This is a genomic window from Bacillus sp. FSL E2-8887, from assembly GCF_038007205.1.
GTDB lineage: Bacteria > Bacillota > Bacilli > Bacillales > Bacillaceae_G > Bacillus_A > Bacillus_A mycoides.
In genome coordinates, this window is sequence record NZ_JBBOWS010000001.1 from 2,402,835 (window position 1) to 2,426,423 (window position 23,589).

At 33.0% G+C, this 23,589-nt stretch carries 23 protein-coding genes and 2 pseudogenes; 6 read left to right on the forward strand and 19 right to left on the reverse strand.

What is annotated here, in order from left to right; translation table 11 throughout:
• Positions 1-60 precede the first annotated feature (60 nt).
• Entirely contained in the window at positions 61-1,086 is a 1,026-nt protein-coding gene (locus NSQ08_RS11955) for a homoserine dehydrogenase (protein ID WP_012261038.1), read from the reverse strand.
• 88 nt (positions 1,087-1,174) lie between these two features.
• Positions 1,175-2,416 carry an esterase/lipase family protein gene (locus tag NSQ08_RS11960; RefSeq protein ID WP_002032480.1) on the reverse strand — a complete coding sequence of 414 codons (1,242 nt, stop codon included), beginning with the start codon at positions 2,414-2,416 and terminating at the stop codon, positions 1,175-1,177.
• A 279-nt stretch (positions 2,417-2,695) separates the two neighbouring features.
• Here NSQ08_RS11960 and NSQ08_RS11965 point away from each other — a divergent pair, with 279 nt between their 5' ends.
• Positions 2,696-3,037, forward strand: a complete 342-nt coding sequence (locus NSQ08_RS11965) for a DUF3914 domain-containing protein (protein WP_002189797.1) — start codon at positions 2,696-2,698, stop codon at positions 3,035-3,037.
• Between the two features lie 75 nt (positions 3,038-3,112).
• Here NSQ08_RS11965 and NSQ08_RS11970 read toward each other — a convergent pair whose 3' ends face one another.
• From NSQ08_RS11970 to abc-f, 6 genes and pseudogenes are all read right to left on the reverse strand, one after another.
• The gene (locus tag NSQ08_RS11970) at positions 3,113-3,784 is read right to left on the reverse strand and encodes a lipoprotein BA_5634 family protein (RefSeq protein ID WP_002127671.1); all 672 of its coding nucleotides are present in this window, start codon (positions 3,782-3,784) and stop codon (positions 3,113-3,115) included.
• Positions 3,785-3,853: 69 nt separating this feature from the next.
• Positions 3,854-5,785 (reverse strand): ABC transporter permease, encoded by a 1,932-nt coding sequence (locus NSQ08_RS11975; RefSeq protein WP_002189798.1) that lies wholly within the window; start codon positions 5,783-5,785, stop codon positions 3,854-3,856.
• Positions 5,760-6,530, reverse strand: a complete 771-nt coding sequence (locus NSQ08_RS11980; protein WP_002032489.1) for an ABC transporter ATP-binding protein — start codon at positions 6,528-6,530, stop codon at positions 5,760-5,762. The genes NSQ08_RS11975 and NSQ08_RS11980 overlap by 26 nt, the downstream gene beginning before the upstream one ends.
• Positions 6,531-6,850: 320 nt before the next feature.
• On the reverse strand, positions 6,851-7,345 hold the full coding sequence (locus tag NSQ08_RS11985) for a DUF3267 domain-containing protein (RefSeq protein WP_002032490.1): 495 nt from the start codon (positions 7,343-7,345) through the stop codon (positions 6,851-6,853).
• A 434-nt stretch (positions 7,346-7,779) separates the two neighbouring features.
• Positions 7,780-8,131 (reverse strand): annotated as a pseudogene (locus NSQ08_RS11990) (GNAT family N-acetyltransferase).
• Between the two features lie 20 nt (positions 8,132-8,151).
• Positions 8,152-9,780, reverse strand: a complete 1,629-nt coding sequence (abc-f, locus tag NSQ08_RS11995) for a ribosomal protection-like ABC-F family protein (RefSeq protein ID WP_002136649.1) — start codon at positions 9,778-9,780, stop codon at positions 8,152-8,154.
• Positions 9,781-10,291: 511 nt separating this feature from the next.
• Between abc-f and NSQ08_RS12000 the strand changes: the two genes are divergently transcribed.
• Positions 10,292-11,281: an aldo/keto reductase family protein gene (locus NSQ08_RS12000; protein ID WP_256492527.1), complete on the forward strand. Its 990-nt coding sequence runs from the start codon at positions 10,292-10,294 to the stop codon at positions 11,279-11,281.
• A gap of 77 nt (positions 11,282-11,358) precedes the next feature.
• Here the strand turns inward: NSQ08_RS12000 and NSQ08_RS12005 are convergent, their stop codons facing one another.
• Positions 11,359-12,258, reverse strand: coding sequence for a LysR substrate-binding domain-containing protein (locus NSQ08_RS12005; RefSeq protein ID WP_340780138.1), 900 nt, complete (start codon positions 12,256-12,258; stop codon positions 11,359-11,361).
• A gap of 182 nt (positions 12,259-12,440) precedes the next feature.
• On the opposite strand from NSQ08_RS12005, the gene NSQ08_RS12010 reads away from it, so the two are divergent.
• Entirely contained in the window at positions 12,441-13,067 is a 627-nt protein-coding gene (locus NSQ08_RS12010; protein WP_002189807.1) for a DUF6518 family protein, read from the forward strand.
• Positions 13,068-13,434: 367 nt separating this feature from the next.
• Here the strand turns inward: NSQ08_RS12010 and NSQ08_RS12015 are convergent, their stop codons facing one another.
• The 3 genes from NSQ08_RS12015 to NSQ08_RS12025 all read right to left on the reverse strand — a co-directional run bounded on the left by NSQ08_RS12015 (position 13,435) and on the right by NSQ08_RS12025 (position 16,162).
• Entirely contained in the window at positions 13,435-14,418 is a 984-nt protein-coding gene (locus NSQ08_RS12015; RefSeq protein ID WP_340775048.1) for a sensor histidine kinase, read from the reverse strand.
• Positions 14,415-15,122, reverse strand: a complete 708-nt coding sequence (locus tag NSQ08_RS12020; RefSeq protein WP_002189809.1) for a response regulator transcription factor — start codon at positions 15,120-15,122, stop codon at positions 14,415-14,417. Before NSQ08_RS12020 ends, NSQ08_RS12015 begins: the two co-directional genes overlap by 4 nt.
• Before the next feature lie 125 nt (positions 15,123-15,247).
• On the reverse strand, positions 15,248-16,162 hold the full coding sequence (locus NSQ08_RS12025; protein ID WP_002192860.1) for an acetamidase/formamidase family protein: 915 nt from the start codon (positions 16,160-16,162) through the stop codon (positions 15,248-15,250).
• A gap of 159 nt (positions 16,163-16,321) precedes the next feature.
• Between NSQ08_RS12025 and NSQ08_RS12030 the strand changes: the two genes are divergently transcribed.
• Positions 16,322-16,750 (forward strand): cell wall hydrolase, encoded by a 429-nt coding sequence (locus tag NSQ08_RS12030; protein ID WP_002013108.1) that lies wholly within the window; start codon positions 16,322-16,324, stop codon positions 16,748-16,750.
• Positions 16,751-16,823: 73 nt separating this feature from the next.
• Here NSQ08_RS12030 and NSQ08_RS12035 read toward each other — a convergent pair whose 3' ends face one another.
• Positions 16,824-17,750, reverse strand: coding sequence for an NADP-dependent oxidoreductase (locus NSQ08_RS12035; protein WP_340775061.1), 927 nt, complete (start codon positions 17,748-17,750; stop codon positions 16,824-16,826).
• A gap of 236 nt (positions 17,751-17,986) precedes the next feature.
• On the opposite strand from NSQ08_RS12035, the gene NSQ08_RS12040 reads away from it, so the two are divergent.
• Complete coding sequence (locus NSQ08_RS12040; protein ID WP_340775064.1) at positions 17,987-18,844, forward strand: alpha/beta fold hydrolase; 858 nt, start codon at positions 17,987-17,989, stop codon at positions 18,842-18,844.
• Between the two features lie 280 nt (positions 18,845-19,124).
• Here NSQ08_RS12040 and NSQ08_RS12045 read toward each other — a convergent pair whose 3' ends face one another.
• A complete protein-coding gene (locus NSQ08_RS12045) occupies positions 19,125-19,460 on the reverse strand; it encodes a hypothetical protein (RefSeq protein ID WP_002085171.1) in 336 nt (111 codons plus the stop codon).
• Positions 19,461-19,471: 11 nt separating this feature from the next.
• Positions 19,472-20,641 (reverse strand): ParM/StbA family protein, encoded by a 1,170-nt coding sequence (locus tag NSQ08_RS12050; protein WP_002013097.1) that lies wholly within the window; start codon positions 20,639-20,641, stop codon positions 19,472-19,474.
• Between the two features lie 209 nt (positions 20,642-20,850).
• Between NSQ08_RS12050 and NSQ08_RS12055 the strand changes: the two genes are divergently transcribed.
• On the forward strand, positions 20,851-21,255 hold the full coding sequence (locus NSQ08_RS12055; RefSeq protein ID WP_002136663.1) for a hypothetical protein: 405 nt from the start codon (positions 20,851-20,853) through the stop codon (positions 21,253-21,255).
• A 41-nt stretch (positions 21,256-21,296) separates the two neighbouring features.
• On the opposite strand, the gene NSQ08_RS12060 is transcribed toward NSQ08_RS12055, so the two are convergent.
• The 4 genes and pseudogenes from NSQ08_RS12060 to NSQ08_RS12075 all read right to left on the reverse strand — a co-directional run bounded on the left by NSQ08_RS12060 (position 21,297) and on the right by NSQ08_RS12075 (position 23,580).
• Positions 21,297-21,833 carry a DUF1697 domain-containing protein gene (locus NSQ08_RS12060; protein WP_002032729.1) on the reverse strand — a complete coding sequence of 179 codons (537 nt, stop codon included), beginning with the start codon at positions 21,831-21,833 and terminating at the stop codon, positions 21,297-21,299.
• Between the two features lie 164 nt (positions 21,834-21,997).
• Positions 21,998-22,495: pseudogene (locus NSQ08_RS12065) on the reverse strand (GNAT family N-acetyltransferase).
• Positions 22,496-22,522: 27 nt separating this feature from the next.
• Positions 22,523-22,879 (reverse strand): hypothetical protein, encoded by a 357-nt coding sequence (locus NSQ08_RS12070; RefSeq protein ID WP_002127693.1) that lies wholly within the window; start codon positions 22,877-22,879, stop codon positions 22,523-22,525.
• A 104-nt stretch (positions 22,880-22,983) separates the two neighbouring features.
• On the reverse strand, positions 22,984-23,580 hold the full coding sequence (locus NSQ08_RS12075; protein WP_002085166.1) for a YhcN/YlaJ family sporulation lipoprotein: 597 nt from the start codon (positions 23,578-23,580) through the stop codon (positions 22,984-22,986).
• Positions 23,581-23,589 lie beyond the last annotated feature (9 nt).

Sequence of the window (23,589 nt, forward strand, 5' to 3'; positions counted from 1 at the left end):
TCATTCTCAAAAGGTCCACTACATATGTATTTTTTATTAAAAGCGGTATGGTTATAAAGCCTATAAATCATTTCGATATAAATTGATTACATCTTTTAAAGCAGCTGCTGCAGCTCCGCGTGGATTAGAAGCTCCACCAATTGTAGTGACTTGTCCCATTGTATCTGTAAAGAACGTAATTCCTTTTTCCGTGCCATTTATATTTGCTAACGGATGTTCTTTCTCTAAATTACAAGGTTGTACACTAAGGTTTACTTTTCCATTATCATCTTTATATGCTGATGCAATTAATTTAATTGATTTATTTTGTTCCTTTGCATTTTGAATTTGTTGCGTTGTAACGTGCTCTATTCCGTTTATTTTTATATCTTTGAGTGAATAATCGTTTCCCATTAAACGATTCGTCAAAAGTAATAATTTACAAGCGCTATCCATCCCGCTTATATCTAATAACGGGTTAGTCTCCGCAATTCCTTTATTTTGTGCTTCTTGCAATGCTTCTTCAAACGTCTTATATTCTTCATGCATCTTTGTAAGAATATAATTTGTTGTCCCGTTCAATATTCCTTCTATTTTTTCAATATGGCAACCTGCTAAACTTAGTTGTCCAATGTCTAATGTCGGTAACGCAGCGGCAGTTGCACCGCTATATCGAATGCGTGAGCCTGAAATACGTGCTGCCGTATTCAGTTCACTCCAAGCTGTAACAAGTGCACCTTTTGAAATAGCTACTATATCCATTTGATTTTCAATAGCTTGTTTCATATACTGTTTCCCTGGATTTCCATTTTTAAGATTTGTAGCAGTTGATTCAACCAATACAGTACCATTTATATTAATCGTTCCGCGTTCCTCTGGATAATGTTCGATATATTTTTCAATTGCAGCAGAACCATCACCATACGTCAATAAATCATTAATCTGCAAACCTTTTCCGTTATGTATTGCAATATTTCTTCCTATCACTCCACTAACAACTAAGTCAATTCCATATGTTTCATTTATATATAAATATTTTTCGTTTAATAATTTAATAAATTCTTTACCAACTGTCCCATACCCCGATAATACAACTTGAATTTTCATAAGATCACCCCATGTTTTTTTTGCCAAATCCCTCTTTCAATATAATATAAAGCGCCCTCGAATTCCATCGAGAGTGCTTTATTATTATCTATTTCGGTAACCGTGATAATTTTTCTGCAATTGTTCTATAAAACTCTTGAATATTAGAAAAACCTAACGTGTCTGAAACGCTTAATCCTACCATATCAAGATGGTCCCAATTTGCTTTCGTTTCGATATGATTCCATTTTCCAACCTGTAAAGACTCATTATCATTTGCAGCAATATTAGATGAAGGTGCAATCATAGAATTTGTATTTACTACACCGTCATTTTGCCACCAAGAAGTATCTATTAATGTTCGATTCTCTTCATATCTTGCATAGGAACCTAAGAAAAATGCATTACCCATTAACACTTTATTCATCGTTATATGAGGTAAATGTAAACCTGTTATTGGTGCTGCTTGCGATGCATGTCCACTATAGGATAAGTAATATACATCCGATTGCGTCTTTACCCAATTATTTAACTCCTTTGCTCCATCAGTACTTAAATCCCATTGACTTATATCTTTTGTATTTTCCCAAATTGAACTATTTAAAATACGATCAGTATATTGAAAAAAGGACTCTCCAGTATTCTTTTTTATACCCCATTGATCCAATTTAAAATCATATAATGATAAATTATTGTTTCCACCTAAACTTGCAGCTGTAATGAGTAAATCTTTAACGAACGGCAACAGAAGACTTCCGTCCGCGAGTGTTGTACCGTTATGAGGAGTTGCTAAAGTTGTAACACTATGAACATACGATTTGCCACCTTCAAATAGTGGTGATATCTTTGTGTTCGGATGATTTTTCACATAATCTTTTTCTTCATAACTTCCTTCTTTTAATAACTGCACTAATGTTCTTGTCGTTTGTCCACCCATGCTATGCCCAACTAAATGAACTTTATTTGTTTCACTCCAATTCGGTGCAAATCCACTATAAGTTCTACCAAAACGATTATGTCCATGTTTCTCAGCATGTGCCGCACCGTAGTCTACTATTCCACCGTTAATTTGCGCATATAATTCACATGCACGATCCCAGTTACTAGAAACTGGTCCAACAGCTGCAGTATGTACTGTATAACCATTTCTTTTTAAATCTTCTTGTATATCATGAACACCACCCCAATATTTTACCCCTAGCATTTCCTCTCTACCCCATCCAGCAAATCCATTCACTAAAATGATAGGATAATTATTTTGTTGTCTCTCTTCAGCGTATGTTGTTTTCGCTGCGAATGAACAAACAGTCACTAATGCGAAAAAACATACTTTTAAAAATAATTTCCCCATACTTTCTCCCCCTCAATAAAACGTTTACATTTATCTTTGAAAAAAAATACAAACTTAGTTTGCAACTTAAACATAATGTAAAGTATTTTATATACGTTGTATATATAGAAAACATATACAAATGTTGATAAATATTTATTCTAGTAAGCATTTACTTTTCATAACACAACTTGTAAATCTGATTATTTGAATTTATAATTAAATATAGTTTCCTCATGTTAAATGGATTTAAAAATCATAAGAAAACTAATTTCATTGCTTGAAAAGGAGGAAAAAAGCATGCAAGTCGGATTAAAAATTCATACATTAGCTCAACCTTCTAAAATAACCCCATCTAATCTTGAGCATAATACTATCTCTTCTACTAAGCATAAAGATAAGAAATCTAATGATCTAATCAAATTTGATATTCGTACATCTGAACAAGAAATGAAACAAGCGGATCATAAATTTAGCGAATTAGACTTATGGAAAATGCTAAAAGACAAAGGTGTACCTTTATGGATGATTTTAGAAATGTTACAGAAATTTCGTAAAGAAAAGGAATCTCAAAATGGTTCGGTTCAACATTCAAATGCGATTGAAGAAACGAGCGAGACTCGATTAAATGAAGTCATGTAAACTATGTTATCTGAAGGGTCTATAACTAAAAAGAGTTCAAGGTTGATAGAAACTTTATCAACCTTGAACTCTTTTTTAAGATTTTTCTTCAATCGTTAAAAACTGAACTGATACTTCTCCCTCAAAATCTTTAATTAGCTTTCTTACTTTTACATTTTCATTAACCAATGTATTATCTGTCGACATTTTAGGTTTTTCGTCACCTAAAGATTTTTTTAATTGAAGAAGATGCATTTTTGTTTCATTTGCTTTTATTTCCTTATATATATTATTTTTGGATACAATCACATACCATTGCGTTGGATAATTACGCTTGTTACCTATCCAAGCGTCACTATTGTATATGACAGGGACCTCTTTTCCTTCTAATTTAATACTTTTCAAAGTCTTTTCGTCTTCTTGTGCAAACAGTAGAGAACCCTCTTTTGGGAATTTCGGTAACGTATTTACAGGCATAAAATTGGAGCCATTATCTCGTTTACGGAAAACTTTAGCTTTAATCAATGCTTGTGCTGTAGACTCATTTAAAATTAATACTTGTCCGTTTCCATAAGTACCTGTTTTCACAGAAAACACTTCATTTTCTTTCGTAATTTCTTGATAACGATTAATAATTGGTGAAATTTTATTTTCATTTCCAATGATTAATAAACCGTTTGCAGGAAATGGATTCTCCTTTTTAGAACATGCACTAAAACTTATTAATAGTAGTATCGTTAACATAAAAATAGTTAAAGTTCTTTTCATCGCGTTTCCTTTCATCATACAGTTCATTTTTTCCACATACTTTAATGTAGTCTTACAAGCTAATAAACTCTATTGCTCCATAACCTTATAAAGCTTTTGCAGGTAACGCCAACGGGTTATAAAGAAATATAAAACTTGTATACATATAAATGAAATTAAAATAACGATAGAGCTATTAATTATAGAAAAATCGACTAATTGCTGTAATGCCGTATAAGCGACTACAGTATGAATCACTGCAACAACAATCGGTAAGAAGAACATTAATAATAACTGTCTCGTTACAATTTTTTTTAATTCTCGTTTACTTAATCCCATTTTCGAAATCATTTTATATTGCTGTTGATCGCGATCTAAATCAGTATATAATCGGAAATAAATAAAACTAGCAGCGAATGTGAAGAAGACGATTCCGACTAAAACACTTGCCATAAGTAATAATCCATTCGTTTGCTTTGCACTTAACAAATCTATAGTTAAAGCCCGAAATTGAAAATTACCTACTCTAGTATCTTTCTCAAATCTACTAATTAATTCGTTTGAAATTCCCTTCGTTTTCATCCAATCGTCTACAACAAATCCGTAAGTACGATATGGAATGTCTTTATTAACTGGGTCACTAGTAAGAGGGATTCCATCATATACCTGATCTTTAACAGCGATATAAATAGTTCTAGAATCATGTGGTAAAACTAAATTTTCTACAGCTTTTTTCACATGAAATGTCTTTGTCCAATCTCCTTGAATGACTTCTATATTCTTTTTATACTCGCCATTTTTAAATTCTTGTTTTTGTGATACGACTCCAGGAATTAATAAAATTTCATCTTCTTTTTCTATTGTTTCTTGTTGATAGCCTAGTGCTTTAGCAAGATCGTTATATTCACTTAACTTCATTACATCTACACCATTTTCCGTGTATATATATGAAGATGAAGCCATTCGATACGGAATATTAGCATCAGAAAGGTGTTTTTTTATAATAGAAAGATTTTTATTTAATACTTTGTCGTTTTCAAAACTTCCATACAAAAATGTATACGGATTTGTCATCCTTACCAAATCCCTATTTCCAATTGCAGCTGTTGTACCAATCGCTGTAAATGCAACTGCTGAAACAATAGATACTATAAAAAACATCGTTGCATTATCTTTCATACGGTAAATTAATTCAGAAAATGTTAATATATTTGTTCTCTTTAAAAAGAAAGATTCTCTCCTTTTCGCAAGGTGCAATATATAAACGCTACACTGTGTATATAAAAAGTACGTTCCTATAATTACTAGGAGCACCCCTATTCCAAGCGTAATAAAATTAGTACTTGGGATAAAGCGAAATACTGAAAAATATCCATACCCTATACTAATTAAAGAAAGTAGCGATAATAAAATTGATGCTTTCGGTTCTGGCTTTGGCTTTTCCTCTGCTTGTATAAGTTCCACAAGTTCTGTTACTTTTATCATTTTAAATGTAACGAGCGAAACAATTAAAAATAATAAAAGAAATGTGATAACTGTTAATAATACGGCCTGCACTGGTATATAAAAAGGCAAACCATTACTAATCATTAATACACTTGCGCTTATCAATAAAACTAGTTTAGAAAATATGAGTCCAATGAGAATTCCTATACAAATTGAGCCAAGTCCAATCAACATATTTTCAATTAATAATAATTTCTTAAGCTGTCTCATTGACATACCTTGCATCATTAATATCCCAAATTCTTTCTTGCGCGTTTTTAAAAATGAACTAACTGAATATAGAATGAAGAAAAATGAAAATACAAAAATCAAGCCTTGCGAAACTGAAAATCCCAATGTACCAAATGCACTTATTGTTGCACTTGTCGATTTCAACTCACCTTGTAAATCAGGATGAAATAATAAAAGAGCATACGTAAAGAAAATCATAATAGAAAATGCACTACTTAAAAAATGAGCTGCATATGTACGCTTATTGCGAAAAATATTATTAAATGCGAACTGACGAAAAGTCATGCCTTTTCCCTCCTAACAAAGAAAGGACATCCATAATCTTTTGATAAAATGCTTGCCTACTTTCACCACAATAAATTTCGTTATATAGTTGACCATCTTTAATAAATATGACTCTGCTGCAAAAACTCGCTGCATACGGATCATGTGTAACTAACATCATCGTAGCTTTTTCTTCTTTATTTAAAGTATCTAGCATCTCCATTACATCATTTGAAGATTTAGAGTCTAAATTCCCTGTTGGTTCATCTGCAAGTAATAATTGCGGCTTATGAACAATTGCACGAGCAATTGCTGTTCTTTGAGCTTGCCCCCCTGAAATTTCAAAAGTTCTTTTACTCAATATATCTGTAATATTTAATTTCTCTGCAATTTCTTCAACTCGTTCGTTCATTTCTTGTACAGAAACACCATCTAATGTCATCGGCAATACGATATTTTCCTTTACTGTAAGTGTGCTAAGTAAATTAAATGATTGAAAAACAAATCCTAATTGTTTCCTACGGAATAAAGCCAAATTATCTGATGTCAACTGGAATGGATTTATACCATTTATTAATATTTCTCCCGATGTTGGAGAGTCGATAGTAGATACCATATTTAATAACGTTGTTTTCCCGCTCCCTGATGGCCCCATAATCCCTATAAATTCACCTTCTTGAATTGATAAATCAATATCTACCAATGCTTTAAAAGGTACTTTCCCTTTATATACTTTACTAATACTTTTTGCATGTAGAATTTCCATTTATATTCTCCCTTCATTTGCACTTCTCACAATATAGTGTAAATGAATTGTCTTATAGCACATATTGATTCATCTTTCATTTATCTTACACGATTGTAAGATTTCTAAAAAAACTGATAATAAATCTACTTTGAAACTATAATCAATTTATATCTATCTTATAATATTCGCAGGGTAGTATGAAATACTATGCTATTTATTTCTAATCTTTATTATATTAATGAAAAAAGACCGATTGTATTATCGGTCTTTTTACTTTCAAATATTATATTTTTAACTAATTTCTTAAATTGAAATATAATTAAATAATACTTTTAATACTATTTCACTTGATAATATCCTCTGCAAAATACTGAGTTCTTCGGTTTCATTGCAATTAAAAATGAATTGTAAATATCTGATGCGGAAATTATTGCGTTTATCCAACATACAAATAATATGATTGATTTAATATTTCCTGATACATAGAACGACATAAATGCAGGGGCTACCGATAATACAATTATGGGTAAGCTCATAAAGACCCAAAATCTCGCTTTGGATAGGGTTGCATTTGTATTTAGCCAAAAAAATATTCCACTACATGTTAAGCTAATATCACCTTTGTTACTTATGACCAAAATGTGTAGACATTCGTGAATGATGAAGACAAAGATACCTATTATGATTAGATACAATATATTAATATGAGTGAAACCTACTCCAAAGTAATTTGGTATCAGAAAAATGATTATTTGAAGTAGATATACAAACTTCATATAATGCTTTTGATACCAATTATTCTTAATAAAAGGAGTCCATTCTGAAAAATCCATACTTATCTGTGGCAATTGACGAAACCAAATTATGATATGCGTTCCCCTCCCTCATTTAATCTATTTCATAACTTAAAACTTTTAATCCACTAACACTCAACCGTAAGTTTTATATGCAAAACTTCGCTCACCTTCACTTTTGCCGTGCTTTCTTCTATTTGAGCTCAAAATGATTCATTTTTAGGATAATTTGAGTAAGAAAGTGGTGTTTTCATAGACAAATGCATTCGACAAAATTATCCAAACCCCTTTTCATATATGATTTTTTATAAAATGATTATCGCATGTACAGCTTAATCCCCTTGTTTTTTTGATGAGAAAATCCGGCAAGAAGCCATCCAAATTGTCTCTTTGATATGGTAACAGGTATAATGGAATGTAAAAAAGCTTAGAGTTTTAGCTCTAAGCTTTTTTACATTCCATTATAGATTCTTTTAAAGAGCAATATTTTTTATCCACTCTGATTTGCTCAATAAATAATGATTATATAGTTGGTTTTCTATCGTCTGTTGGCTCAAATAAGTAAATCCACATTTTTCAATAACTTTATTTGATGGTACGTTGTTAATTAAAGCAATTGCGTTGAGGACATCTACATTTGTATTTTTAAACAAATAATCAATTAACCCTCTGTTCTTTCGTTGATTTCCAGTCCGGCAAAAACTTTTCAATTTCCGGTTGATTCGATATTTTATAAATGCTCTCCGCATCTTTGATAGTAAACTCTTGCAAGTATATATCTCCACAGTCTATTCTAAATAAATTAGTCGAACTCTCTTCTCCCATGTTAATCCCCCTTAATTACATTAAAGCGCCTTAATCTGCTTCGTAAGTTCTATAAATCGTTCATCAAGTTCTTTATATTCTTTATCGTTAGAAGTTAAAAAGCTTAATTTACCTAATACTTCTTGTCTCTCTGTTTCTAATGTTAAACGTAGCTCTTCAATATCATCTCTTGTTTTAATAAGTTCCTCTAGCTGCTTTTGTATCGTATTATTTAAAAACACGAGTTTCGTGTTAGTTGTTTTCTCCAGAAAATATCGATCGTGAGAAACTATAACGAGTGTTCCATTATACTCAGCTAATGTATTTTCAAGCTGTTCACGTGAAGGGAGGTCAAGGTGATTCGTCGGTTCATCTAAAATAAGTACATCTTTTTCATCTAAAATATAAGCCATTAACTTGCATTTTACTCGTTCCCCCATACTCATATGCTCAATTGGTTCTTTCCATTGAGAAGCTTGGAATCCTAAATGTTTCATTAAATTTTGGACTTTTCCTCTTTCTTCAAATGTCTCTTTAAAAAATAAATCTTCTGGTGTTTTATCCAGTGGTAAATCAAATACTTCTTGTGTTAAATAACCGATGTTTGCAGATGGTGAAATCCATACTTCTCCTTGTACAGTTTCCGTTCCCATAATCATCTTCAGTAATGTTGTTTTCCCGCTACCGTTTGGTCCAACAATCGCAACCTTCTCACCGTGCTGGATTGTAAAATTAACGTTTTCAAATAATGTCTTTCCATGAAAGTCTTTTTTTAATTTCTTTACTTCTAAAAAGCGTTTTCCTACTTTTTTATTCGCTTGAATAGAGAACTCCACTGAATACTCTTCTTTCACACGTTCTACTTTCGTTTTCTCCAGCTCTTTTTCGAGACGTTTTCGTTTTGACTTCACTTGCGCATCCATTCGCTTCGCTTTTACACGATAAAACTCTTTAACTCCTTCTTGTTTTGTAGACTGTGCGTGTGCCTTTTGTGACCATGAACTTAATTCTTTTATATGTGTTTCTACTTGTTCTATCTTTTTTTGTTGTTTTTCATATTCACGTTGCTGCGTCATTCTTGTATGCTCACGTGCTTTCATATAACTCGTATAATTACCGCTATGCTCAATTAGTTTCTTTTCCTCAATTGACCATATTTTCGTTGCGACAACATCTAAAAAGTATCGATCATGCGATACAACGATAACTGTACCCTTCATATTTTTTATTTGCTTAATGAGAAATTCCGTACTCATCTCATCTAAATGATTTGTCGGTTCGTCTAATATTAATAAATTAGGATTTTCGGCAAATCCTTTTGCTAGTCGAACTTTCAGCTTTTCACCACCACTTAAAGTAAGAAAATCGTTCGTTGGCACGCCCCATTTCGCAAGAAGTTCTGCTTCTTTTGCAATCATATCATTACTAATAAAAGATTCTATTTCTTGTTCAACATATGCCGTTGTCATATTCATTTGCTGCCATTCAACAATCCCTTTTGATGGCTCAATCTTCCCATTTATTAATTGAAGTAACGTTGATTTACCGGCACCGTTTTTACCAATTAATCCGATAACATCCCCTTGTTTTACTGTAACATTCATTTTCTCTAACAAAGTATTTTCCTTTATTTCAACATAAACATCATTTAATTTTAAAATTTCTTTCATATTACCGATCCCTTTCATTAAGGGAGAACAAAAAAATCCTCCCAAATTAATTTGGCAGGATTAGTCGTTAACATATTTATACCCAAATAAGCTATTACGCATAATAAATAGCAATACCGTTGTAAGGAAATTGGGCAGACTAATCCTATTTTTTATAAATTGAAATTTATTGAATTTCAACATTTAAAAATAAGATTAGTTAATCATCGTCCACCCATCATTCCTTTCCGTCGTTAGTAACCATATTGTACCATAGTAGTACTGTATGAGTAAATGCGATTATACGTGCTGTGAAAATGATTGCTTTCTTTTAGGTCTATTTATCTTCACTTCATACCGATCAAATACAAACAACATCTGTAATACTACTGGCTTTAGATTTCCTTAGTAGTAAACTTCTAAGCACTCCCTTTTATATAATTTTTATATAAATTTATCATTAATTATATATTATACATATTACATTTCAGTTCTTATAATAAAGATATCATTTTAAAAGGAGGATACTACAATGGAATTTAGCAAACTAGGAAACAGTGGATTAACAGTAAGTAAGATTGCATATGGGAACTGGATTAACCATGGTGGAAAAGTAAACGAAGATACTGCAAATGATTGTGTGAAAGCCGCACTAGATGTCGGAATTACTACGTTCGATACTGCTGATGTTTATTCGGACACTATAGCCGAAAAAGTACTTGGCCGGTCTTTGAAAGGTATACGCCGAGAAAGCATAGAACTATGTACAAAAGTATGCCATCCGACAGGACCTGGAAAAAATGATCGTGGATTATCGAGAAAACATATTATAGAAAATTGTAATGCATCGTTACAGCGGTTGCAGACAGACTACATTGATGTCTATTATGCACATAGATTTGACTCAACAACTCCCCTTGAGGAAACGATGTTAGCTTTTGCTGATCTTGTAAGACAAGGTAAAGTCCTTTACTTAGGCGTAAGTGAATGGACATCAGAACAAATTACCCGCGGTGCAGCACTTGCACGAGAATTGAACATTCCACTTATCGCTAGCCAACCTCAATATTCGATGTTGTGGCGAGTTATTGAAACTGATGTAATACCAACATGTCAACGTGAGGGACTTGGTCAAGTTGTATGGTCTCCCCTCGCACAAGGCATTCTCTCTGGAAAATATCAACCTGGTAAACCCTTGCCGACTCAATCACGTGCTAATTCAGATGCTGGTAAACCATTTTTCCACAAACTCGTGCAACGTTGGATGAGTGATGATGTACTCACTGCAATTCAGAAACTCAATCCCATCGCGCAAGAAACTAATCTTACCCTACCACAACTCGCAGTTGCTTGGGTACTACAAAATCCAGCTGTTTCCTCTGCAATTATTGGCGCTTCAAATCCGGAGCAAATAAGAGAAAACGTAATTGCTTCTAGTGTTAAATTGCAACCTGAAATTATGGATCAGATTGATAATATACTAAAAGGTTTCGCTGAGTACGATCCGAGTAAAACAGGTTGAATCTTCAATGACTTTAAAATAAAAATAGAAGTTTTCCTATCCAACTTTCCGACTGCCCATCCCATCAAGATGGGCCTTTACTTTTTAAATTCAAATTGTGAAGTCGTATAAACCTCTCTAACAACTGTTAAGAAGTTCTCTAATACGACAGACTTTTCATCTTGTCTCCATCCAACATATAAATTTATTTTTGGTGTATTTTCTTGAATGTCTTTATACATGACACCCGATTTTTTATAGCTTTCCACCGATGATGGAACGACAGAAATCCCCATTCCTGCTGCAACTAAATTCACAATAGTTTGCATTTGGATCGCCTCTTGAACAATATTTAAACTTACTCCATGTTCCCAAAAGTAACTAATAATTAAATCATAAAAGTTAGTACCGAAATGACGTGGAAATAAAATAAATGGTTCATCAACTAATGATTTGATTGAAATGTTACGTAACGAAACTAAAGGGTGATCTTCATGCAAAACTAATTTTAAACATTCCTCAGAACAAACTTCGGAAACTAATATTTCATTATCCTGCTTGGAACGAATAAATCCAATATGAATTTGTTTTTCATATAGCGCTTTTATTTGCTGGTCTGTTGTCATCTCGCGTAATATAAGCTGTATTCTAGGAAAACGTTCTCGAAATTTTTTTAATATGTCTATTACGGTTTCTGTAGAATCGACAAAACCGATTATTAAATGTCCTATCTTCCCTTCATCCGCAAGCTGTGTTTCTTTAATAGTTCTATCTACTTGAAGCAACGTTTGCCGCGCACCTTCTAAAAATATTTTCCCTGCACTGGTTAGTTCAACCATTCTTTTTGTTCGATGAAAAAGTTGAACGCCCAATTCATCTTCTAATTTACGAATTTCTTGGCTTAAAGGAGGTTGTGCCATCCTAAGCCGTTCTGCTGCACGACTAAAGTTTAATTCTTCTGCCACTGTTATGAAATATCTCATTTTACGAATATCCATTTCAATCCCCCTATCATTCACAACTAGCAAAAAAGCCCTCCTTCTAATAAATTATAAATAAAAAGAAAATGTTATTCGCTATCCAATAATCACTTATTGTTTTTCGATAAATTTTTATTGATTACTCCCCTTTAATAAGCTATTATATGTTTGTAGAAAATATTAATGTAAGGATTGAATTTATGGACAGGACATTAAAAATCACAAAGTTAAATATGTTTTTAAAGATTTTTCTCATCCCGATTATAGTAGGGATAATTGTTGGTATACTAACTAAATTAGGGCAAGGTATACTTCCAGGACATTGGCATTCATTAGCTAATCTAGGAAGTGTTTGGTTAGTTCCATCCTTTTTCGTGGCTAGCTTTAGTTATTCTAAGCGTACAGCTATACTTTCTGGTATCCTTGCACTACTCGGCATGGTATTAGGCTATTATGGTTATGCAATAGTTATTAAAAATGTAGCTCACTCTATTTATTTTATATCTGTATGGATTGTATGTGCATTTATAGGAGGAACTATCTTTGGAATTGCAGGTTTTCTATGGAAAGATACTACAAATCCACTTCATAAATTCGGAAGCGCGCTTATTAGTGGAGTTTTTGTAACGGATGGACTTCACATTCTTTTAAATTTTGAAGACTATAGTCACATGTTACCTGTTGGATATACCGAAGTGATAGTCGGGATTATCTTGATTCTTGTGTTAGAACGCTCTAATGCTAATCGAATTTCTTCTTTCTTAATGATGGTTCCTATCACTATTTTAGGATTAATTGGATATACATTATTAAGTTTGTTTACTTAATTACAATACTGTATTATAAAAAAACAAAAGACTAATTCTATTATAATCCACAAAACATATCACGAATTCGAACATTATACTTATTAATGTTGATACACCTATTCATAGGATGGATTCATGAAGCTATCTCTTTCAAAGAGGTGGCTTTTTTCTTACAAAAACTATTTATCAGCTTTTTATTAAATACTTCTAATTTAAAGATCGTATTTATTAGCGTGTCATTATACATACTAAGATGACCTTTTACCATTTCATATAATCGCTATAAAGTGAAACTTTAATCAGTGGGGGTCTTACTGCCCATTAAAGCGGGATAAAGTAAGGCTAAAAAACTTATCTCCAAAGTTCTTTAGCCTAGTTCACTTATTTACACATTAAAAAATATAATTCGTACAACGGTACCTTTACCAACCTCTGAATGGATTCCTACACTATGTCCTAATTGTTTCGTAATTTCATATACAAGATAGAGCCCCATTCCAGTTGATTCTTTAAAATCTCTACCGTTTTCTCCTGTAAAGAAAGGTTTGAATACTCTTGGTAAATCTTGCTTCGGTATCCCTACGCCACTATCGGTAATTTCAAGTACAACTGTATTACCTTCCTTACGTACTTTCACTTTAATCTTTTCTCTACTACCTGATGAATATTTAATCGCATTCGATATTATTTGTCCAATTAAAAATTGTAACCACTTCGCATCACTTTCTACAGTAATACTCTTATCAATTTCAAGCTCTGGGTATACAAAATTCCGAATAAAAAAGCGTTTATGTTCATGCACGGAATCATTCACTATTTTATGTAGTTGTACTCTTTCTACATAAAAATCTTGTGTAAATGCTTCTAAACGTGCGACATACAGTGCCATCTCTAACCCCTTTTTCAACCTATCTGTTTCCTCATTAATACTTTCAAAACGTGAATCCACTTCATCTTGTGTAATTAATTCTATTACTGATAAAGGTGTTTTCATTTGATGAATCCACTGATTCATAAAGGTTAAATGATCATTATTTTTCCTCTCTTGTAACTGGAGCTGATTTTGATAATGTCGATATTGTACTTCGAGCAAATCTTGGAGAGCAGTAGATAAAACTGCAAAATCAGATTTTTGAACAGATTCATCCAAAGATTGCAACGGATTTGCTAAACGTTCATAAAAAGAACGATGTGTAAAATAACGAAATACTAAATAACTTACCATAAAAAAAGCACCTAAAAACATTGCATATAATGCCGTTGAAATATGATTATGCCCATCAAACCAATAAACTAAGAATATGGCTAGTAGTTGGATCGCAGTAAAACAAATAAGTGGTATATGATCACTTATAAATAACCTTATCATTTTTCCATACCATTATCCCAAGTAATATGTAATCTATATCCAACACTACGAATTGTTTCTATTGCTCCTTCAATTTGTAACGTTTTTAACTTTTTACGCACACGTGTTGTATTTACACTTAATGTATTATCATCAACATAAGATTCACTATCCCATAATTTATTTAATAATACTTCCCTACTAACAACACGCGGATGGTTTTTCATTAACATCTCTAATAAAATGGCTTCGTTTCTCGTTATATCAATCTCTTGGTTCCTAAGTTTTAATACAAGTCTTTCGGGATATAAACTAAGACCTTGTTGCTCAATCATTCGTTCTTCTAGTTTCGGTGCATAGTCTCCATAAGCACGTCTTAAATGACTACGAATTTTCGCCATTACAACTTCATAATGAAACGGCTTCGGAATAAAATCATCGCCACCATTTTCTAACGCCATAACTTGATCCATCGTACCTTCACGGGCCGAAATAAATAAAATCGGACATGTGGAAACCCCGCGAATTTGACGACACCAATAGTAACCATCAAAACTTGGTAAATTAATATCTAATAAAACTAACTCCGGTTGTTCTTCTAAAAATATGTCTAACACATTTTGAAAATCCGTTACAATAATTCCTTGGTAACCGTATTTCGCAACATATGTTGATAATAGCTCCGCAATTTTCATATCATCTTCAACAATCATAATTTTAACCATCTCTGAACTCCTTTTTGATCCACAATCTCAAATATACTTATATAAATAAATACTACCTCTTTTCACAAAATCCGTAAAATAGAAAAAGGATACTTTTATACAAAAGTATCCTTTTTCTATTTTTCTTATTTAATATGAAATGCATTTAGAGAAAATCCTAACTTCTCCACATATTCCCTTCCTAGTTCCATCCGCGCCGTTTTTAGTGGATCCACAACTTGGCAAATTTTTAAATTACCTGCTGCTGATAATAAAAGAGTTGCATCAGCTTTAGACATTTCTAATTCTTCATGTAAAAATGTCACCATATTACGTACAGCACGATTCGCTGCATCATCTAGCAATTTCTCTGAAGCAATCGTCATTATTTTTTCTTTTTGAATAGCCAATGGTAATGGCCATTTCTTTCCTTTTATAGTCTGAACAGTTACAGTTACCTCACCAGCAACCTCTACTCCACTAACACCAATTTCACCATCACCCATCGCAGCGTGTAAATCGCCTAATGCTAAAAGAGCACCAGGAACATTTACAGGTAATAATAACGTTGTACCTTCTTTGATTTCTTTACAATCCATATTCCCGCCGTGATCATGCGGTGTACCACATGAAATACTCTCTTCTTTCGGTGCAGTACCAATCACACCAATCATTGGATTAATTGGAATTTGCAGTTCATTTGAAAATGAAACATGTCCATTATGTATTGGGACAATTTTTACTGTATTTTCATTTAGCTCATCACCCATTACACCTAGGTTCGCACCTGTAGTTAAAACACCCTGCTCTGCAATTTTAATCTTTTCAATCGTTACGACTAATATATCACCAGGTTCTGCACCTTTAATATGTACAGGTCCGGTCGCTGGATTTATTCGATTCCAATCTAATTCTTGAAACACAACATCTTCAGAATCAATTTGATTTTCAAAGCAATCATATGTTTCAAATACAAGACGGCTCCCAATTTCTACTTCAATACATGGATTATTTTCTGGTGACATTGCGTAAATGATATGTTCTTTATGAATACGATGCATAGTACCTCTCCTTTTTCGTTTTTATCTTCTATGTAATAATTAGCTTTTATCTGCATAAGCTCCTTTTTAAAATTAGTAGTTATTTTCAAGAAAAATGCACTTAGCTCATTTTGAAACATACACTCTTTACTATAACAGGTAAAGAAAGGTGGTATTACAATGCCCCTTATTCCATACAACGAAAGTGACGTTGATTTACTAGCACGTTTAATCCGTGCTGAAGCTGAGGGCGAAGGACGACAAGGTGAACAACTTGTTGGATGTGTTGTAGTAAACCGTGTATTTTGTGATTGCTTAGATTTCAAACAACTTCGATCTGTGCGTGATGCAGTATATCAAAGCCCTGGCGGATTCGAAGCAGTTCAATACGGTTACTTTTATCAACGTGCCCGTGAATCAGAAAAAGAAATCGCAAGAAAAGTTTTACAAGGTGAATGGCGCTGGCCAGCACGATGGGCTCTTTGGTATTTCCGTCCAGTTGGAGCTTGTCCACCCGAATGGTATAATCAGCCGTTTGCAGGGCAATTTAAAAGCCATTGCTTTTACGAACCAAGTGGTGATGAATGTCCAAAAATGTATTCACGATAGCAAAAATTATAGTATATACGAGTGGTGACTATTTTCATCTCATATAGTCACCACTCGTATATTTATGTAAATATCATTCCATCGTAATTACAATTTTCCCTCTAACATGCTGACTTTCACTTAAAATATGAGCTTCTCTAATTCCTTCTTCATTAAACGGAACAACCTTACTGATGATAGGTTTAATTTTTCCATGCTCAATCAAAACAGATAATTCGTCCAATTGCTTCCCGCTTGGTTTCAACCATAAAAACCCTGATTTTATCCCCTTTACTTCATGAAGTGGTTCATGAACGATAGAAACTAGAACACCACCAGATTTAATAATTTGAAAACTTTTTTCTTGTACTTCTCCGCCGATTGTATCTAACACAATATCATAATCTGATAGTAGCTCTTCAAATTTATCTTTTTTATAATCAATAACAAGGTCAGCACCTAAAGACTTTAAAAACTCTTCATTTTTACTACTTGCAGTTGTTGCGACAAAGGCCCCAAATGATTTTGCGATTTGAATTGCAAAACTCCCTACTCCGCCCGCTCCAGCATGAATTAATACTCGGTCATTTTCTTTTATTTGTGCGTAATCAACAAGACTTTGCCAAGCTGTTAGTCCTGCAAGAGGTATAGATGCTGCTTCTTCAAAATTAAGATTATTAGGCATTTGCGATACTAAATTTGATTTCACTGTAATGTATTCAGAATAAGAACCTTTCCCTATATTTTCAGGTTTCGTAAACACTTTATCTCCTATTTTAAAATGATTCACATCTTCTCCAACTTCTTCAACTATTCCAGCAACATCTAATCCTAATGTAATTGGAAATGAAAATCGCAACTTTTCTTGTAAGTCTCCCTTTCTTATTTTCCAATCAACAGGATTGACAGATGTTGCGTGTATACGTATTAATACTTCATTACATTTAACAACTGGTTTAGGAACTTGTCTTTCTTGTAATTCTTCAACACTACCATATTGATCAATAACAATTGATTTCATTTCCTCTCCCCCTTGCTGTTTATTTTAATAACAAACAATTATTTTTCAAAATTTTTCGCCTTGAATGAAAATAAATATGTTTGGAGGTGATATTTATGCTACTCTACTAATTAAGCATCATGAGTGCAAAAAACATTTATTTCACTTAAATACAATCTAATTTACGCCTAAGAAACACCCAAAGTTATATTTCTCTTTATTTATTAATGACCTTTAAATGAAACGGAGAGTGTGCTATGAGTGAACAAGTTTTCAAAGTAAACGGTATTGATATATGTACAGAAAGCTTTGGAAATCCTAATAACCCAGCAATATTATTAATTATGGGAGCTACGTGTTCAATGGTTTATTGGGATGAAGAATTTTGTGAAAGGTTGGCTAGCACAGGAAGGTTTGTCATTCGCTATGATAACCGTGATGTTGGGCGTTCTGTTACATATGAGCCTGGGACTTCCAATTACACTGTAGCAGATATGGCTGAAGATGCAATCGGAGTACTCGATGCGTATCATATTGACAAGGCACACCTTTTTGGCATGTCATTAGGAGGTATGATTACTCAAATTGCTGCAGTAAAACACCCAGAAAGAATTTTGACCTTAACATTACTAGCAACAAGCGTTATTGGATCTGATAACAATACTCGTGATTTGCCTCCAATGGATGAAAGAATTTTGACACATCATGCTAATGGTGCAAATTTAGATTGGACAAATAAAGATGTTATAGCGAAATATTTAATTACAGGATCACGTCTACTCTGTGGATCAAAGCGTATATTTGATGAAGCAAGAACTTTAAAACAAGTAAAGCAAGAAATAGAACGTGCTAACAATCTATTAAGTATGTTTAATCACGCCCTCCTTACAGGTGATTATTCTTATGAAGGTATACTAAAGTCGTTACTAGTACCTACTTTAGTAATTCATGGTACGCATGATACAGCTCTTCCACTTGAACATGGACTCGCACTTATTGATGAAATTCCGAACTCAAAGCTATTATCCCTTGAAGGTACAGGGCACGAGATTCATCCCGATGACTGGGATAAAATTATTAAAGCAGTTTCAGAACATATATCCCGTATAAGATAAGAACAACTATTAGAAGGGGCACAAATTGTTTTGCCCCTTCTATTTATCCCGCTATTTGTGGGCAGTAAAACTCCCACCTCAAAATTCAGCTGAAGCAAAGAAATTAGGTGGGAGATAAACTGTCCGTAAACGCCCGATTGGTGAAGGCTAATAATCAGTGGGGGATGAACAAAACCCCCACTGATTATAGTTTCACTTTATAAAGATTACGATACAATACCAAAAACCCATCACTGCATTCGTATGTATAGTGATGGGCTCTACCTATATTTTTCTATGCTTAAAAAAATGGACAATCTAACTGGTCAACAGATTCCCACGATTTTTTTTTTACATTTTCGGTGGATTTACTATTTTCTAGTGGTACGTGTTTAAATGGATTCATTTCAACTTTTAATAGAGATGATGGTTCTATATATAAAGAAAAAACATGGCTACTTGGCAAGGTTTTTGATACATCAATATCTCCTACTTGTTTAAATAATTGCTGGGCCGCAAAGAAAAAGAAATTAGTTGGATTAGATTGTTTATTAAGCCAAGCAATCATTTCAGGCGATACCGATTTATTAATATTAATTTTCACTCGATCACCACGTTTATATCGCCTAGATCGCATACTTCCACCAACTAACTTATCGTTAAGTTTGTAAACCCTAACTCTTTTTGCTTATGCTCTCTATATTTTGGCGAGCATGTATATACTAATAACCCACGAGCATTGGTGAATAACGGGTTATCTACAAAGATCACATTTTTCAAGCGTCCTTTTTGTTTCAAAATCATTTTTAAGCTATTTTTAATAATAACTGCGCCCCCACCATAAATAAATACATATGGATCGTCTTTCATATCATCAATTTTGTTAATAATATCCGTTGCGACACGTGCTGCTAAACCTAAAAATGCTGGCTGCGATTCCTCAACTAACAATGCATTTCTTGGGTGCTTTTCATTTAAATAAATTTGGTTAAATTCTGTAATGCTATCAATTGTTTTCGTAGGATATTTCCGATTCCATCTCGTAATAATTTGTAGTAACGTTTCTTTTACACCATATGATAATCCTTTACTTAATTGCGGACGGAAATTTACCCCTAATGAAACAACTTCTTCCGTTGTCCCCGCGCCAATATCAAAAGACAATAAAGTTTTATCTACAAAATCAATTTCTGAAACTTGATTTTGTTCACATTCTATTTTATGTTTCACAACATTTCCTTCCTCATCATATACAATCCCCCACGTCCCAGAAGCGCCTTCAGGTAGACATTTACAAAACTCAATAGAAACATTAATCGTAACATCGCGTCCATTTGGATAATGGAATATGACCTTGTGATTACCCATATACCGTTTCGCATTTTCAGCAGCAATTTCCTGTGTAATAAGTTGCATTGGAAGAGCAACAGATAAATCATAACGAATATTAATATGACTTGAAGTAGGGCTTTGACGCATAGCACTTATCGCTAAACCTGAAAGGATTGTAATGACCATTAACTCATCAGTAGATTTATTTGATTTTTTCTCCACTTCAGTACCTTTTAATTGATCTTGAATCACTTTTTCTCCAACGATGTATCGTACATTATTTAACATTAGCGATGGAGAACTAATGGTCACATCAATGTGATTCTCTAATTCTGACGATGAAACTTCACCCTCATCTAACAACCCCGTAGACTCACCTATATATAAGGAATAAATACTCGGAATAAAAATAGGTTCCTGCCCTTTCACCATTAACTTCAAACCATTATTTCCTGCATCTGCACCAGCTTTTAAAAGAATAGACATAACTACCCCCTAAATTAATCTGACATCCCTTCCAAATATATGCGAACCCATTCTTTTACATTCAAATGTAATTTAATTTTTTATTTATCCCAAAAATAAAAAATTATAAACACTCACTTCATATGTAAAAAACATTTGACATAAGACTTTTCCAATTTTATACTATGGATGTAAAGAGTTTTTTACAATGGTGGAGGTGCAATTATATATTGAATACTAAAAAGATTATTTTTGTAATCATTGTTTTATCGTTAATCGCGATACTCGGACATGGCGCATACAAATATGCAACTGAAGGCTCGATTTTTGGCGGGACAATTTTCGCTGCTTCTTTAATACTTAGTAATTTAATTAATCATATTACATGGGGAGATCCAAACGGAGTATCGAAAGAAAGTCAAGATGAGATGGGACAACAAATTACATATAAAAGCTTTAAAATCGCGTATTTTGTGCTTGTAGGTGTTATGTTCCTTATATTACTCTGCTCGGAAGGATTTTCTATGGGTTCCAATTTGGATGGTGTAAAAAACCTTCCACTCTTTATTGCACTCTGTTCTTCCTTTCTTATTTTCCCTATTGTTGAACTCATTGTCGCCAAACAATATAAATAAAAAAAGTGGTTTTCTAAATGCAGAAAACCACTTTTTTATGTTTAAATACCTTCTGCTATTGCTTTCAGCTTATTCACAGTCCGCCAGTTCCTTACTGTAGCTTGCGTATGTAATTTTTGAAACTGGTTCATTAGTTTAGAATTACGAATGCTTTTTTTGAAAAATAAATACACTACTCTTCCTTCGATATGGCAATCTTCTATGTCACTTTTGTACATAAGTAACCGCTTACTGTCTTCTTCAGAAAGTGGATTAGCTAAAAAGGCCACATGTACACTTTCTCCTTCTAATAACGAATGGGTCTCGTAAGGACACTTTTTAATAATATTAATAAATTCATCATTTGTTCGTAACATGACTGGAACATTGAAATCAAAAACGTTCTTAATTTCACATTCAATTCGTTCCTTTAAAAAACTTATCTCTTCTTCTGACTCAAACACTACATTTCCACTTTGAATATATGTTTTCACTCTTTTTAACCCTATTGATTCAAACGTTATTTTCAAATCTGCCATTTTGATTACTTTATGTCCACCTACATTAATTCCCCGTAGTAGTGCAATATAAATTGTCATATGATTACCCCTCACGTATTTAAATGCTTAACAATCGAATTGTTTTGCACCTTCATGCTTCTCGAATACTTACTTTAATACATCTAACATATCATGTACGGAAAATATCTCAAATTAAAAAACTTACTACATGATTTTTTTCAAGAGTAAGCTTTGTTATCTCATTATCTCGTTATAGGTAAATGTAATATGAATTGTTGTCCAATTGGTCCCATTCTTCTAAACCCTTTATCTTGAAATCCAACTTTCTCATATAACTTTTGTGCCGGAATATTTTTTTCATTTACAGCAAGAATCACTTCATTTTTTACTGGATAATAATATTTTACAAAGTCTTGTAATAACGCCAATGATTTTTTAACATATCCTTTATTTTATTTATTGTGATTAATGGAAAAAGAAGTTAAAAGTATGGCATCCTTATTTTCTGTAAACTCTTGTACCCTATCACCTGTTTGTAATATAAATACACCAACAGGTACTCCGTTATAGTCTAAAATAACAACTACATTTTTCGTTCGATCATTTTTCGCTTTCTCCAGTAATTCACCTGGATTCGCCGTAAATTGAACTTGTTCACTTGGTAAAGTAAATGATTGTATTATCTCTTTATATTGCTCCTTATACGGCACTAATTGTATTTCTCCTGTATGTATGTTCATGCTTAACTCTCCCATTCCTTCAAGTTATTAACTTAAACCTTGCTGTGTTTTAGAATGCACTTTTCCATCCAAAAATGTTATTTTAGCAAATGATTTTGGATCGTTTCCTTTCCAAGCAAAAATTTGCTTAATTCGTGTAGAATGTTCTTCCCCTTCTTCTATGAGTAAATCCCCTTCAAAACCGATTAAATCTTTCACTTCTAAATAAGTCATTCCTTCATTAATATTTGAGAAATGATTTATATTAATGGTCTCTTGCTTTTTATTTTCCGTTATAGTAGAAGACATAGCTGTTTTCTTCTTCACTTCTTTCTTCTGGTCACACGCTGTCATACTAAAACCTATGCATAAACTACCTAATATGAGTGCGCTTTTTTTCATCATAACGGCTGTCCCTCCCCTCATTATTAAACCATATATTCCCTTAAAAATAAACTGAATATTTAATCTTGAAGAAAAACCCCGTACAATTTAGTACGGGGTTTTCACTATTTTTTCAAATGGTTATTTGACTGATCTTCTTGTTCTTTTCGTAGTTCTTGTTCTTCATCTTTTGGTAATTGTTTATCATTATCTTTAATCGGATTCGTTTCTCTATTTTCAATCATATCATTTGGAACTTGCGGCATTACTCGGCCAACAATTGCTGCTAATTCATCAAGTATGCCTTCACCAGTTTTACCTTTTTTAATTTGCTTGCCTATTTGTTTTAGTCTTTCATACGTATCAACATCTGCTACAACGACTGCATTTGCACCGTTCGGGTCATTCTTTAAACTTTCTGCAACAGAATACTTAATTGACTCAACGCGAGTTCGATCAAGTTTCGCTTTCACATCAATACCTACAACAGCATACTTCCCAACTACTACTGCTGTCGCATCGTTTACACCAGGTATACTTGCAGCTAAAGATGCCAGATGATCAGCTGCTTTTTCATTTGGCTTATTTGATTTATTTGTATACGTAACATTTTTCATCGAGACATTTTTTTGTTCTGGCTTTTCATTAGGATTGTCTTTTTTTCCAATGCTACATCCAGTAATAACGAAACAAAGCATTAACATATATATAATGATTTTCATTATTTTCAC